Source organism: Fictibacillus barbaricus (genome assembly GCF_031457135.1).
Lineage (GTDB): Bacteria > Bacillota > Bacilli > Bacillales > Fictibacillaceae > Fictibacillus > Fictibacillus barbaricus_A.
Map to the genome: position 1 here is coordinate 554,756 of NZ_JAVDWA010000003.1, position 12,787 is coordinate 567,542.

Annotated in this window: 16 protein-coding genes; 4 read left to right on the forward strand and 12 right to left on the reverse strand. The window is 40.2% G+C overall.

What is annotated here, in order from left to right; translation table 11 throughout:
• Window positions 1-98: 98 nt before the first annotated feature.
• Genes J2X07_RS11705 through J2X07_RS11725 form a run of 5 tightly spaced genes read right to left on the reverse strand, consistent with a single transcriptional unit; the run spans window position 99 to window position 4,059 of the window.
• Window positions 99-551 (reverse strand): GNAT family N-acetyltransferase, encoded by a 453-nt coding sequence (locus tag J2X07_RS11705; protein ID WP_310258890.1) that lies wholly within the window; start codon window positions 549-551, stop codon window positions 99-101.
• Window positions 552-585: 34 nt separating this feature from the next.
• Window positions 586-996 carry a GNAT family N-acetyltransferase gene (locus J2X07_RS11710; RefSeq protein ID WP_310258891.1) on the reverse strand — a complete coding sequence of 137 codons (411 nt, stop codon included), beginning with the start codon at window positions 994-996 and terminating at the stop codon, window positions 586-588.
• A gap of 15 nt (window positions 997-1,011) precedes the next feature.
• Entirely contained in the window at window positions 1,012-2,565 is a 1,554-nt protein-coding gene (locus J2X07_RS11715) for a YndJ family protein (RefSeq protein ID WP_310258892.1), read from the reverse strand.
• On the reverse strand, window positions 2,534-3,145 hold the full coding sequence (locus tag J2X07_RS11720; RefSeq protein ID WP_310258893.1) for a DUF4166 domain-containing protein: 612 nt from the start codon (window positions 3,143-3,145) through the stop codon (window positions 2,534-2,536). Before J2X07_RS11720 ends, J2X07_RS11715 begins: the two co-directional genes overlap by 32 nt.
• A complete protein-coding gene (locus tag J2X07_RS11725; RefSeq protein ID WP_310258894.1) occupies window positions 3,145-4,059 on the reverse strand; it encodes a DoxX-like family protein in 915 nt (304 codons plus the stop codon). The genes J2X07_RS11720 and J2X07_RS11725 overlap by 1 nt, the downstream gene beginning before the upstream one ends.
• A gap of 159 nt (window positions 4,060-4,218) precedes the next feature.
• Here J2X07_RS11725 and J2X07_RS11730 point away from each other — a divergent pair, with 159 nt between their 5' ends.
• Entirely contained in the window at window positions 4,219-4,485 is a 267-nt protein-coding gene (locus tag J2X07_RS11730; RefSeq protein ID WP_310258895.1) for a YiaA/YiaB family inner membrane protein, read from the forward strand.
• A gap of 357 nt (window positions 4,486-4,842) precedes the next feature.
• Here the strand turns inward: J2X07_RS11730 and J2X07_RS11735 are convergent, their stop codons facing one another.
• The 5 genes from J2X07_RS11735 to J2X07_RS11755 all read right to left on the reverse strand — a co-directional run bounded on the left by J2X07_RS11735 (window position 4,843) and on the right by J2X07_RS11755 (window position 10,377).
• Entirely contained in the window at window positions 4,843-5,556 is a 714-nt protein-coding gene (locus J2X07_RS11735) for an ABC transporter ATP-binding protein (protein ID WP_310258896.1), read from the reverse strand.
• The gene (locus tag J2X07_RS11740) at window positions 5,553-6,710 is read right to left on the reverse strand and encodes an ABC transporter permease (RefSeq protein ID WP_310258897.1); all 1,158 of its coding nucleotides are present in this window, start codon (window positions 6,708-6,710) and stop codon (window positions 5,553-5,555) included. The genes J2X07_RS11735 and J2X07_RS11740 overlap by 4 nt, the downstream gene beginning before the upstream one ends.
• On the reverse strand, window positions 6,680-7,909 hold the full coding sequence (locus J2X07_RS11745; RefSeq protein ID WP_310258898.1) for an ABC transporter permease: 1,230 nt from the start codon (window positions 7,907-7,909) through the stop codon (window positions 6,680-6,682). Before J2X07_RS11745 ends, J2X07_RS11740 begins: the two co-directional genes overlap by 31 nt.
• A gap of 163 nt (window positions 7,910-8,072) precedes the next feature.
• Window positions 8,073-9,707 (reverse strand): DUF6583 family protein, encoded by a 1,635-nt coding sequence (locus J2X07_RS11750; protein ID WP_310258899.1) that lies wholly within the window; start codon window positions 9,705-9,707, stop codon window positions 8,073-8,075.
• A 169-nt stretch (window positions 9,708-9,876) separates the two neighbouring features.
• On the reverse strand, window positions 9,877-10,377 hold the full coding sequence (locus J2X07_RS11755) for a sigma-70 family RNA polymerase sigma factor (protein ID WP_310258900.1): 501 nt from the start codon (window positions 10,375-10,377) through the stop codon (window positions 9,877-9,879).
• Window positions 10,378-10,716: 339 nt separating this feature from the next.
• Here J2X07_RS11755 and J2X07_RS11760 point away from each other — a divergent pair, with 339 nt between their 5' ends.
• The 3 genes from J2X07_RS11760 to J2X07_RS11770 all read left to right on the forward strand — a co-directional run bounded on the left by J2X07_RS11760 (window position 10,717) and on the right by J2X07_RS11770 (window position 11,781).
• Window positions 10,717-11,232: a tubby C-terminal domain-like protein gene (locus tag J2X07_RS11760; protein WP_310258901.1), complete on the forward strand. Its 516-nt coding sequence runs from the start codon at window positions 10,717-10,719 to the stop codon at window positions 11,230-11,232.
• A 66-nt stretch (window positions 11,233-11,298) separates the two neighbouring features.
• Window positions 11,299-11,517, forward strand: a complete 219-nt coding sequence (locus J2X07_RS11765; protein ID WP_310258902.1) for a DUF1659 domain-containing protein — start codon at window positions 11,299-11,301, stop codon at window positions 11,515-11,517.
• A 45-nt stretch (window positions 11,518-11,562) separates the two neighbouring features.
• A complete protein-coding gene (locus tag J2X07_RS11770) occupies window positions 11,563-11,781 on the forward strand; it encodes a DUF2922 domain-containing protein (RefSeq protein WP_310258903.1) in 219 nt (72 codons plus the stop codon).
• A 232-nt stretch (window positions 11,782-12,013) separates the two neighbouring features.
• Here the strand turns inward: J2X07_RS11770 and J2X07_RS11775 are convergent, their stop codons facing one another.
• Both J2X07_RS11775 and J2X07_RS11780 read right to left on the reverse strand, forming a co-directional pair.
• Window positions 12,014-12,409: a MaoC family dehydratase gene (locus J2X07_RS11775; RefSeq protein WP_310258904.1), complete on the reverse strand. Its 396-nt coding sequence runs from the start codon at window positions 12,407-12,409 to the stop codon at window positions 12,014-12,016.
• Complete coding sequence (locus tag J2X07_RS11780; RefSeq protein WP_310258905.1) at window positions 12,409-12,786, reverse strand: FAS1-like dehydratase domain-containing protein; 378 nt, start codon at window positions 12,784-12,786, stop codon at window positions 12,409-12,411. The genes J2X07_RS11775 and J2X07_RS11780 overlap by 1 nt, the downstream gene beginning before the upstream one ends.
• Window position 12,787 lies beyond the last annotated feature (1 nt).

The following is a 12,787-nucleotide window of genomic DNA, read 5'->3' on the forward strand; positions in this document are numbered from 1 at the left end:
CCAAATTGTGAATATATTCACATAAATAATACCATATTTTTCTATAAAAAAATTAAATAAAATAGACCTTTCACTTAAGTGATCAGGTCTACGTATAATTATAAAGTTTTTGCTTCCTCTAAATATTCCTTTGCCGGGTCAGGATGATTATACCTGGCCATAGCCGTCTTATGCTTTCTCAACCCTAGTTTTTCATAAAAGCCTTCTCTGCCAGTAGTAGCAGTCAAATGAATAAAAAAGATATCTTTTGCTTTCGTTAAAATATCATTCATGATCTTTTTACCGATGCCTATACCCTGGTACTCTGGATGAACAATTACATCATAAATTGCACCGTAAAAGACTCCATCCGTTACTACCCTTCCGCATCCTATCAGCTTTTCACCCGAATAAATGAGTGTGACAAAATAGCTTGCCGTAAAAGCTTTCATTAATTTTTCTTTCGGAAAGCCATCCCAATTTACAGCTTGAAATAGCGATTCAAGCTCAACCCAGTCAATGCTATCTAAATGGTTTACTATCGTCATATTTGAACTAATATTAATTTCCATACGTAACCCTCCTGAACGATTTGTCTTTTTTTAATCAAGCTCTTCTCATCAAATTACTCCCATTTACATCTGTAGTAAATCCGAATTTTTCATAATAAGAAGTCAATCGGTCCGGACAATACAATTCAACTCGTTCAACATTTTTTATTAACGGATGATTTAGTAAATGATCCATAAGTATTTTTCCGATTCCAAGTTCGCGATGTTCTGAATGAGCAATCACATCAAAAATAAATGCTCGATAAATCGTGTCTGTTATAGCTCTTGCAAATCCAACTAACTTGTCAGTGCTCGCATCTATCAAACCGATCACCACATTGCTGTTTTGAAGCATTTGTTCGATATCGGCAGCCTTTCTTTTCTGCGTCCACCATTCATTTTTAAAAAGCAATGTAAGTTCTTCAATCTGGTTTTTGTCTAGTGAATCTATCACTCTATAATCCACAATCAATCCCCCTCACTATTTTTTATAAATATCGTAATCAATCTGCAGAAAAGGTATGCCGAAGATTCTCATTTTATGAAGTGCTGTGAGGTACCCTGGCTTTGTTTCTTGAATGGCAAAATGTTCGGATAATGGCAAAACGATTAGGGTTTTGCCTGCTGCTAAATAAATACCTGTATCCCCTCCACCTTCACTCGTAAGGATGAGTGAACCCTCCAATTTTTTAAGCTGTAAAATACCAATCATCGACGAAAAGGGCAATGGAAGTGCGATGTTCATATATGTTCTTCCATCGGTTTCATGCTGCGAATAAATGGCTGCAAATACGACATCTTCTTTCTCTTTACGAATCCAAACTCTCGGATTTCGCCTGCCGTCTAGAGAAGAATCGACAGTACGAATTTCTCCTGTCATTTCAATTTGTTTACTAGAAATGGGCAGGTTCAACTGCTGCATTTTTTTACTGATCAATTTGTAGCACACGGCAAAAGGTTTAAACCACGGTGACCATTTTATAGAGGCGAATAACTGGTATTGACTTGTTTGCTCATAAAAATCGACAATCGTTTTGGGCAACTCTCTTGTATCGACGAGAACACTCAAATCATCCACCAGTCCCGGATGTTCCTTCCCTGTTCCTTTTAGCTTTCCTCGAATCCTGCTTACAGGAAAGTCAGGTGTTACATGCTTTGTTTCAGGAGGTGCTATAGCCCAGCCAATTACGCCAAGAAACCCAAATCCAATACAGTTCACAAAGCCATGGAAAGTCAGCATAAAATCAATGGTGATCGGCCAAATTCCAAATGCATTATTTGCCGCATATAGCATCGAAAATAAAATAGTGACGCCAATTGCGCTGTATGAGAGACGTATGAGTACGGTTTGAAATGTAGTCGAAAAACGTGTGCGACAGGCAAGGATGATTAACGTGTAAATCGCAAATATATACAATGCAACGGAAAGGACTTCAAGTAATGGCCAAAATGTAATGGCAACTGCAACAAGGATCGGACCTGCTAAAATAATGGAAACCATCCATGGGTACCATTTTGAATCGTGCAAACGGCCGAATAATCCTAATGATATAGGCAATAAACAAGCTGAATAATGAAAATGAATAGCGGTCAGCCAGTTGATTAGTGGACTAAATCCTGTATCAATCCCGGCAATATAGGCAAAAAACCATAAACCGCCTACAAATAAATACATCATCCCAAAATCAATTGAGATTTCTACGGCGTTTTTAAAACCACGCTGGAGAAATCGCAGAAATCCTTGAATCGCCACTAAAAAAGTGTAAACCAAATAGACGAGCGCAAACACAATCTGCCCTGTATGCGATGTAATAACATACAGTAATAAGACCGAGAGCATCGCCATCCAAGTAACAAAAATATGTATCCTGTTTATTTTTAAAACGAGCTGCAGCATAATCGGCACAAATATCAACTGAGCCGCTGTCAGCATAAGCAAATAGGGTTCCTCAGCCAGCAAACTGCATGCGATAAAGAGTAAGACTCCGGCAAGTGTAATCGGACTAAATAGATTCTTCTTTATATTCGCCTTCATACACCATCACCTTCCCTACAATTGGATTTTGAATATGCACGTTTACTGTATAAACTTCCCGGTCATCATCATATCCGTCCTCAACCGTCACAACCCCTTCTAAAATCTTTGGAATCGGGATTTCTAAGGAACCCAAAAGAAATCGTTGTCGGCCAGAATGAATGAGCTGATGACCCTGAGGTGTTACTTCAAATTTTAAGTCTGAATAAAAAAGGCTCGGCTCTCCTAAATAATCTTTAACGATCTTCCGCTCCGGATCAATGGTCATAAACGCATTGAATTTACGGATAACTTTTTCAAAATAAAACGTACGCTCCCAATAAATTTCTGTTTCTCCTGTCGGCAATGTCCGGCACGTATTTCTCACTGTAAATGGCACATCCTGCCCGGTTTCGGGAAAAAGAAACTGCCAGCGTGTGGCTAATTTGAGAAACGGCCAAAGCCAACTTCCACCCGATTCAATTTTTGTCATTTTTCCAGCTCCATAAAAGGGTTTATCGACCGGAAGTGCGTAGCGTTCTTGCAATTTTGGATGAAGTTTTTTGAAATCTTCCCCTAATAGAGTTTGGTAGATGGTCATTATGAATCACTCTTTCTTTTACGTTTGCAGCTCGTCGCTGTAGGCAGATCTTTTGCGATTAAGTAGCCGATGATGGAAAGAATCCACAAACTGGCATTGAAAGTTACCGGGTTAAACGGATGGGATGCAATCGATGAATTACCGATTAAAGCACTGATCGTTAACAGCGGGAAAACAATAACTTGAAGCAGATGTAAATTTGTTTTCTTGCGATAAAATAGCCAGACGAGTCCAAATAGCATCTCCAGCAGACCGATGATTCCAACCGCTTTTACAGCAGCCGCTCCTTTAATAGAAGATAAACTGGAAAACATGGCAATTTCCTCAGGGTGATGGGCAATTATCTTAGGTACAAGTCCTTGATAAAACCAAACAAAGAAAAATAATAGCGTTATAAGAGCACTGCTAAAAAAACGGAAATATTGGGTTCTTGGTGTTTCTCCCTTTTCCAGCAAGCGTTTTAGCACATCAAAACTAAGTGCTGTCGCCCACCCCATCATCGGGCGGAAGAAGAAATCTAGCAATCTTCCGAACAAACCATAGCGAACATCATAATCATATTGGGTAAGAAAGGTTGTTCCCTTACCAGCCGGTATGTACTTCCAATAGCCTTTCCCTTCTGATATAGGAGAGATTTTTTGGTCGGTACCAAAGTGGAGTGAAGATGTTTTTGAGCCATCCTCTTTATTGTGGGTGCCGATGCTCTTACCCCACCCCGCTACTTTTAATCCGAGTCCAATTTTCGTTTCGTACAAAAAGGATTGCGGCTCATCTTCGTTCTTTTTCGGCAAATAGGTAATGGATGAAAAGCGCAGGTCCCATTGCTCGTGAAGCTCAGGATTCTGACTCTTATCCCACACTTCCTGTACATCTGCATGTATCGGTATTTCTACATAAATCGATTTGTTTTTCATAAATAACACCTCTATGTATAAAGTAACATAAATTCCCATCGGTGATTTTACAAATTTGCTGGTTACCATAAAAAGAAAAATAAGGAAATTTAACCTAAAGTTGAATATAATGGAAGTAGTTTATGCATTTATTTTATTTTTTAGGGGGAGGTCATACGTATGCAGAGATACAGACGAAGAAACACGCAGGCTTTTACTTTACTAGCTTATTTCACGTTCTTTGCAGGAGTCGCGCTATTCTGCATCGGACTATACAATGCGGATAGTCTGCAGCTTAATGAAAAGGGCTATTACATTGCGGTTATGATTCTAGTGGCGGTTGGAGCGATTTTAACTCAAAAAGTAACTCGCGATAATGCGGAAGACAATGAAATTATCGCCGAACAGGAACGAGAAGAACGCGCTAAGTTGAGTAAGGCGGAATAGTGGCACGTAAAAGAAAGTCACCCCCGTGGGTATGAGGTAATAACAAACAGATAACAAATGTAATGCAAACAGCTGACTAATTCACACATGATTTAGTCGGCTTATTTTAGCTGGCGGTTCTTGTTTCTTATATATTTTTTTAAAAGAGCAGTTTCATGAAATAATCGTTTTTAAGAAAGAGTGATAAATATGGGTGCGATTTTAACTCTGCTGGGAGATTTATTTGCAGCTATTGCAGGCTCCCTGATTAAAAAGGAGAAGAAAAAGAAAGAGGAAACAAAGGACTGAACATTTACATAAATTTCATGAACAAAATTGTTAAAGCACTGCGTTTTTGCAGTGCTTTTTTTTTGATATTCAATTGACTATCGCCCCAAGTGTTTCGGCGAAATTTTTTGATTGTGAAATTGACCCGAACTGGCGGACCTTTTGCTTCGATCCGTAAAAGAGCAGCTCACCGTCTTTTAAAATAAGAAAAGATGTACAGAGTGACTCGAGTTCTTGTGCATCATGGCTGGAATAAAGGATCGTTTTCCCTTCGTTTCCAAGCTGTCTAAGATCGTTCACGATTTCCTGTTTCGCTGTAATATCAATGCCAACTGTCGGTTCGTCCAAAATTAGAATGTCAGGATCATGCAATAAAGCGACGAGAATATTTAGCTTTCGCTGATTGCCTCCTGAAAGATGCTTTACTTTTTTATCGAGGTGTTCGGCCAGCTTCCATTCTTCACACCGCTTCATCCAGCCTTGTTCTGACCTGCATTTCGCAAGCTTTGCAAAAAAACGCAGATTCTCTCTAGCAGTCAACTCATGATACAGCGCGATTTCTTGTGGAACATATCCGATTTTTTGACGAATTTTTTTCATATCTTTTTTAGCGTCTAAGCCACTGATCTGTATCGTTCCGTTATTAGCTTTCATGATGGTCGCTATAATTCTTAAAAGAGTGGATTTGCCTGCTCCATTCGGGCCAACAACGCCGACTGTTTCCCCTTTTTCGATAAAGAAGTTCATTTCTTTCAGCACTTCTTTTTTACCGAATTTTTTTGTGAGTTGATTGGCTGCAATCATGCGTTGTCACCTGCCTTTATCGTTGAAAGTCCAAATAGCACGATGCTGAGCCCCAAAAAAGTTAGCGGAATCAACATTGTATCTTGATGCAGTGCAGCCATGACCCAATATTGCGGCGTCCATTGTGCTGCTTTTTCTAAAAATCTTGTAAGTTCATCACTCGGAAAAAATGTCCCGCTTAAAAGTGAAGTCGATAGCACGGTAAAGAGCGTAATCGCCTGCCATGTCCTATTCGCTGAAACGAAATAAGCAAACAATAGAGACAGTGCGTTCAAAAATAATACATACCCCAATAATGATGCAACAGTGGCACTATTCACGGCCAATTCACCTTTCCACCAGCCAAACGCGACCAGCAGTACGAGCAGCTGCAACTGTAATATCCATACACCAAGCGCGTTCCCGCTCCAATACACAAAAGATGATCTCGCAGAATAAGGAACTCGGAAACGCATGCCCGCTTCTCTGTCTTTGATCGGCCAGCTATTCCATAAAAAGCTGAATAGCATTAACAATAGAAGCATTCCTGGCACATAAATGGATAGGTTTCGTTCCTGGACGGGCTGTGCTTTTTCTTTAGTTGCTCCGACTTTGTAATTAATCGTCATTAAAGGTTCTGGCTTCCACTGATGATCACTGTATTCCCAAGCCTCTTTCCAGACCGTTTTCTGTTCTGCTGCGTTCTCACTTTTCCCGTATGTTTTTATAACGGTGCTCGCACCATATGAATTGGCCGAGAGCCGTTTCACTTCACTCGCAAAAATTTCTCGGACTAACCCGTGTGAAATCGAACCTGTGGATAGCCACATCGTGACGAGCTCATTTTCCTCATTTTCTTGAATGTGTTTCATAAATCCTTCTGGAATCAGAAATCCGATTGAAGCTTCTTGGGTTTTAATTTGGTTTTTTGCTTCAGATCGGCTAACGGTTTTTACTGAAATGGCTGGATTTTTTCTAACTCGATCGAGGACCAGCTTGGAATAATCGGACACATCTTCATCCACGATAACAACAGGAATTTTGCTGTTTTGGGCTGTTTTTTCAACTGACAAATCTAAGAAACCGAGCAGAAGTACGGGAATGACCAACCCCAGCCAGCTCCAGGGACTTTGAAGAAGTAATTTTATACGTGTAAAGGCAATTGTCCAGACCATAACAACCTCTTCTTCACCATAATTAGTATTAGCCCAGCTACCCAGGTTACAAAGGAAAATTCAACTAAAATTAGGATCGGATACCACGAATTTGTGCCGATAAATAATGTCTCCATTAATGCTTGGTGCGTGTGGTGCATGATGTTGAGTTCACTCACACCCCGCCAGCTGTCAGGCAAGTACGATAACGGTAATAACGTTCCGCTTGCTGCTGTCATTCCTGCGGTCATAAGCAGCCCCGCTCCCCATTTTGCTCCGTTTTTTTGAAAAAGCTCCTGACAAAGTGCAAATAGTGAGCTAACAGCTAAGCAATAAGCCAAAATGATTCCTATTGCAGAAAAACTCCATGTTTTTGTTACGAAAAAAAGAAGTGCTACTAAAATTAAACTTTGAAAAGCCAGCAGCATAAATACGGATAGAATGTTTCCGAAAAAAAAGACGGATGATCTGACACCTTGTAAGGAAAGTCGGTCTCTTAATGCGATCTGTTCTCCCCTTGATGTTAAACTCATGCCAAATAATCCGCCGATCATTAAGAGAATCAGCATGCCTGACAGACTGTAGAACTGAAACGGAGTAACCCCGCCAAATGCACTTAGAGTGTGTGTTTCATAGATTTTGTTCCGGTTTAATGCTTGTAAGGTAAAATCGGGAATAATGGCATCGCGGTATTTTGAAAACTGAGCTGAACTCAAGTCCATTTTCCGCAAATAATAAAAAACCGTATTCGCACCGCTTTGGGCGGCCGAAATTAAGTTCGCATTACTTACCATCACTTGTCTTAAAAGCTCTGCTTGAAATGGACGCGCCGGGTTTCCTATAACCGTAACAGGTTTGTTTTTGCCGTTTCGAATTCCTTTTGTAAAACCTTCTGGGACGATGACCATTCCAGCGATCTCATTGTTCGATAACTGCTTGCTCGCGGCTGATGCGCTCGTTTTTTGAAAAGAAAGAACACTGCTGATCTCTTTTGACTGTTCGTATTGCTTCATCAACAACTTAGTTTCGAAGGTGTTATCCTCATCAACAATTGCTACCGCAAAGGGCTCTACCCACTGTTTGTCTTGCAACAGTGGCTTTAAACCGAGGTAAGTGACCGAGAGCAGCAAAAGCGGAAACACCATCATCGCTAAGAGCGGAAACGGCTGTTTCAGCCAGCATTTTACAGTTAAATGGGCAATGAGTAACGTTTGCCTCATAAAATAATTCCTTTCTCTCGTGGTGTTTAAAAAAGGACAAAGATAAGTGAGTTGCCTTTATCTCTGTCCTTCTTATTTTGTATTAAACGGTTGATTTCCGCTTCAGGATGTTCGCACCTTCCACTCCAATCAACTTTTTTCAACAATTCTTTTTCACAAAACTTTATAGTCCTTGCATAAAACTAGCATTTTCACCCATAAACTGCTGCAGGTTGCGCTGGATTTCGGACATTAAGCCCATCATCTCTGCATCACTCATTTCGGCTAAGTTCACCGATTTTCCTTCTGCAAGTTCAGGGAACTTTAATTTTTTGCCGAATGTTGTTTTCGTTTTAATGTTCAGTCCTACATTCAAGTCCCCTAATGAAGGATCTTTTGAAATCAGTCTCACTTTGTAATCGTGGTTCGCAAAGTCTTTATCCAGGTTTTGATCGCCTTTGTGCTCAATCTCAAGTGTTGCTTGCGGGATTTGAGCAGGCATGTCTCCTGCTGGAACGAGCTCAGCTGTCCAGTTCGACTTTTCGCTTGTGCCTTCTCCCTTTACATGGAAACCAATCCCTTGTGTTGATCCATTTTCAGCTGATTCGAATTTTGCTTTAATATCGCGTTTCATACCTTTTCCTTTTGGTTCGCTCTGCATTTTCACATCAGCAAGAACGGTTTGACCTTCAGGACCAGCGTTTAATGTCCATGATGAGTTTGTCACATCGTCTTTTGTCCAGCTTTCAGATGCGTAATTCATTGGAATCACTTCGCCGCCGTTTGCCGCCGCACTCAGTTTCAGATCACGCTTCACTACGTTTTCATCACTGTCGATCAGTACAACTTGCTTCATTCCTTCTGGGAAAGAGGCATTTTCTTTTACTGCTTTTTGTGCTTCTTTTAAACTGTTCTTTAATTCTTTTTTCGTTTCCTCTTTACTCATCGCTCCAGGTGTTGGTGCCATCGTCCCTGTAGGAAGTCCTCCAGACAAGGAAGCCTGTTCTGCCATTGCATCTAACAGCTTATCATCAGACTCAATTTTCTTTAAGAAGTTCACGATCAAGTCTTTTGTTTCTTTTTCAGAAAGGGTTACGGTTAATTGGCGAAGCTTTTCGCCTTTAAAATCAACATTTTCTTTTAGTTTTACATTGTCTTCTTTAATGCTGTCCGCGTACACTTTTGCGTACTCTTTGAACAGATCATCGCGCTCTTCTTCGCTAGTGATGTATCCGTCGTATGCTTTAAAGAAGTTTTCAAGCTTTTCCATACCTACGTATGCCGGGTCGAACTTGCGCATCACATCACCAAATTTGGCATTTGGAAAATACACACGTTTGTCGTAGGCCGCAGGTACATTCAATGCCGTTTCTTTATTGTTTTGGTAAAAATCAGCTTTCACAAGGTCTGCGTCGTTCACGGTAAGTGCCATGTTAACTTGGCCTTCTTCTTTTTTCGGGTCATGCTGAGTTGTGAATTTCAGCTCGCTCGATTTTAAAATCGAACCGATCATAGCTGCTTCCATTCCGCCCGCTCCAAGCTTTTCTGTGTCCATATCTACACTGACACGTGCTTCAGACTTATACGCTTCTTTCGCTTGTTTTTCTTGAAGCGACAATGCATCTTTAAAATTGTCATTTACAGATTCATTCAGTGTTTTAAAGGTGTTCATCTCTGATTTTAAATACAGTTCACGCGGTGAGAGATCGATAAACATCGCATAAGCCGTAGCACCAATCGCAAGTAAGGCGATAATGGCGAGTCCAATTATAATTGGACGTTTTTTACTTCCAGGATTCTGATTAACTTGTGTTTCCATCGTTTGGTTGTCCCCCTCTTAGTACATGTATAAGCTTTTCCCTATCAACTTAGTACACTATATTTCTACTTACAAATTTGGGTAAATTTAGTAATTTACCATCACAGTTTCTAACTATACCCTAATTATTGAATTATATCCATGATTAGGAGTAGTAAGAAAGAGCATTTTAATTGGAGTTCAAAACCAATCTTAGCTTTTTAATCGCCGATTTACGCCATGATTTTACTGCATAAACCGAAACACCAAACATTTCTGCAATCTCGGCTTCGCTTTTCAAATCAATGATACGATGCATGACCCAGCGCTGCTGATTTTCGGTGAGATGGGCTAAGTACAGGTTTAACGATTCATCTTCTAAAAACGGGATGGAGTCCATGTGTGAGAGATTTTGAAATACAAAAGATTCATGAGGATCATGATTATCTTCTTTCTCCAATCGTCTCATTTCTCCTCTAAATTCTTGTAAAATACGGCCCCTCACTTTTAAAAAAGCATAGGAAGAAAACTGCCCTTTCTCTGGATCAAAAGTTTCATAGGCTTTCCAAAGTCCAAGTAAACCAGCTTGATAGTATTGATCAAAACGGGACGTCAAGTGGTAGAGGCGGATTTGAGATTTAATAAGCGGATCAAACTGAGAGGCAACTTGTTCAAAAGTCATTTCATTCATCGGATAAAGTCCTTTGGAGAATGTGCGCACATTCGGGAATTCCGCGGTAAACCTACTATAGAAAATGAACACTCTACCGAACAAAGCAGCAAGATTGAAGAATGATGATGTGATGCCGATCAGATGATATGACTTCTTCCTGACATTTTAGTTGAGTTATCCACAGTTCAAAGATCATATGACAAATTGCGACACATTTTCGGGGTGTTTTTGAGAAAAACAAAGGAAATTAGGGTGGATTTTCGGAAAAATTTCTTCAATTGAGGATAAGTGCATGAAACGGTCGATGATATTACGTTAAAATGGAAATAACAGTTTACAATATTTGGAGGTACTGATTTGAATAAAAGATATACTTACACAGCCCCGCTTTTAAAAACAATGAATAAGGCTTTTGAGATTAAGGATGAGAATGGATTATCTGCAGGTAAAGTTCAAAGATATTATCCAAATAAGCTAAAGATATGGATGGAAATTGTTATGCAAGGCTGGGAAGCACATGTTAAAGCAAATCAGGACGATAACGATTACTTAATTAAAGAACACTTTCGCTGGACAACTTGCGAATGGTCCATCTTCGAAAACAATATAAACATCGGCACCTTAAAAAACATAAAGAGAATTGAATGGGGAGATACGAAAGAGCTTTGTATAAAAGGTGAAAAATTTTATTACCTGGATAAACCGCTTCAGACAGAGAGTTTCATTTATGACGAAAACAAAAAAACGATCGCAAAGATTAATTATAAAGTTCTGGACTTGTTTCAAAAAAAGGAAATCGTTTTGTACAGTGATGCGGTGCCTCTCGCCTTGCTGGTCTCTATCGATTACCTATCGAACTTAAAGAAAAGATAATTTTTTATGATGATGGCTCTTTCTTTCACTTTTCAGGAACTTATAAAGTGAAAGGAGGTGAGGCACATGGCTACAGCAGCTTTAGTCGACTCGTCCATGCGCTTAGAGCTTGATGGTGGTTTAGACGCTGACAATAAACCAGTTGTGAAGTCCAAAAACTTCGCGAACGTAAAAACAGCATCAACACCTGACCAGCTTTATGCAGTGGCAACCGCTCTTGCAGGTCTGCAGGAGTATCCGCTTCTCATGATCAGACGCAACGATTCTTTCGCGATCAACTCTTAATCTGAGTGGCGCGGAATGAAAATATAAAAGAAAGGAGGGATTTTGATGGCCAAAGTACTTGAACTGCAATTTCTAAACCAGGAAGACAAAACGGTGACGATCCGACTGGATGCTCCTGTTGAACCGGTTGATCCGGCAGCTGTAGAAGCAGCGATGGACACAATTATCGCTCAAAACATCTTCATTTCGTCTGGCGGCGATTACACAGCGAAAAAAGGCGCGCGCATCGTAGACCGGACAGTGAGTGACATCGTGTTTAACTAACTTCAAAAGGCTAGAGCGACCGCAAAAAGAGGCTGATCCGAATGGGTCAGCCTCTTGTTATTTTGTGTGAGAATGTGAGTGCGGGTCTTGCCGGTGTCGAATGATGGCGCTTCGTGGTTATAATTGGAAAAAGTGTGGGTATTTTTTTAAAATCTCTGGGATTGTCATCTAAATTTCTGGAATGATCACGTAAAATTCTGGGATTCCCATTAAAAAGTGTGGGAATAACGAGTCATAGCTTTTTTAAGATGATGTTCCCCGTTAAAATTCTATCGTTTGAGGAACTTTTGGCTATAATATCAATCGTCAGGAGGTCATTTTCAACGTTGGCAATCGTTCCATGTATCGTAAGGGCTTCTCCAGTAAAAACTGGTGCGCGAAATGTAGTCTCATATTGCTTTACCCAATATCCAACACGTAAAAGAGGTTCCACAATTTGAGCAGCGAGTCCCATTGAAAGCATGCCGTGAATGATTGGTGATTGAAATCCTACCTTTTGTGCAGCTATTTGGTCCAAGTGAATGGGATTATAGTCACCGGAAACTTTCGCATAGTCCTCTACCATTTCTTTTTTGATCTCCGAAAAGTGAAGCGGCTCTAGGGCTGAACCTGCTTTTAGGAGTTCCATTATTCCGCCTCTTTTAAAAGGATCGATTTTGCCGAAAACACGACCTGATTTCCGTCGTTTTTGCCAATAAGCTCTTGGTGTAAAACGAGAAAACGGCGTCTTTTTTCGAGTGAAATTAAGGAAACGGTACATTGAAGGGAATCGCCTAACGAGATAGGATGTTCATACGAGAACACTTGTTCCTTATGGATAAATGATTGCTGCTCCAGCCAAGGTACTTTTATGAATTGATAAAAAATCATAGGAAAGGCAGGCGGAACAAATTGCGAATCTGCAGCTAAACCATTTGTGGCTTTGAGATACTTATTTAACAGTTCGTTTGTCACACTAATAGTTACTGGAGCTGTTTCTGTACCTTCCCATTGTTTAAAATTCATT

Excerpts from the sequence above, each read along its gene's own strand:
- J2X07_RS11705 (WP_310258890.1), bottom strand. The coding sequence starts at position 551 with ATGGAAATTAATATTAGTTCAAATATGACGATAGTAAACCATTTAGAT.
- J2X07_RS11715 (WP_310258892.1), bottom strand. The coding sequence starts at position 2,565 with ATGAAGGCGAATATAAAGAAGAATCTATTTAGTCCGATTACACTTGCC.
- J2X07_RS11720 (WP_310258893.1), bottom strand. The coding sequence starts at position 3,145 with ATGACCATCTACCAAACTCTATTAGGGGAAGATTTCAAAAAACTTCAT.
- J2X07_RS11725 (WP_310258894.1), bottom strand. The coding sequence starts at position 4,059 with ATGAAAAACAAATCGATTTATGTAGAAATACCGATACATGCAGATGTA.
- J2X07_RS11730 (WP_310258895.1), top strand. The coding sequence starts at position 4,219 with ATGCAGAGATACAGACGAAGAAACACGCAGGCTTTTACTTTACTAGCT.
- J2X07_RS11735 (WP_310258896.1), bottom strand. The coding sequence starts at position 5,556 with ATGATTGCAGCCAATCAACTCACAAAAAAATTCGGTAAAAAAGAAGTG.
- J2X07_RS11740 (WP_310258897.1), bottom strand. The coding sequence starts at position 6,710 with ATGGTCTGGACAATTGCCTTTACACGTATAAAATTACTTCTTCAAAGT.
- J2X07_RS11745 (WP_310258898.1), bottom strand. The coding sequence starts at position 7,909 with ATGAGGCAAACGTTACTCATTGCCCATTTAACTGTAAAATGCTGGCTG.
- J2X07_RS11750 (WP_310258899.1), bottom strand. The coding sequence starts at position 9,707 with ATGGAAACACAAGTTAATCAGAATCCTGGAAGTAAAAAACGTCCAATT.
- J2X07_RS11755 (WP_310258900.1), bottom strand. The coding sequence starts at position 10,377 with ATGAATGAAATGACTTTTGAACAAGTTGCCTCTCAGTTTGATCCGCTT.
- J2X07_RS11765 (WP_310258902.1), top strand. The coding sequence starts at position 11,299 with ATGGCTACAGCAGCTTTAGTCGACTCGTCCATGCGCTTAGAGCTTGAT.
- J2X07_RS11770 (WP_310258903.1), top strand. The coding sequence starts at position 11,563 with ATGGCCAAAGTACTTGAACTGCAATTTCTAAACCAGGAAGACAAAACG.
- J2X07_RS11775 (WP_310258904.1), bottom strand. The coding sequence starts at position 12,409 with ATGGAACTCCTAAAAGCAGGTTCAGCCCTAGAGCCGCTTCACTTTTCG.
- J2X07_RS11780 (WP_310258905.1), bottom strand. The coding sequence starts at position 12,786 with ATGAATTTTAAACAATGGGAAGGTACAGAAACAGCTCCAGTAACTATT.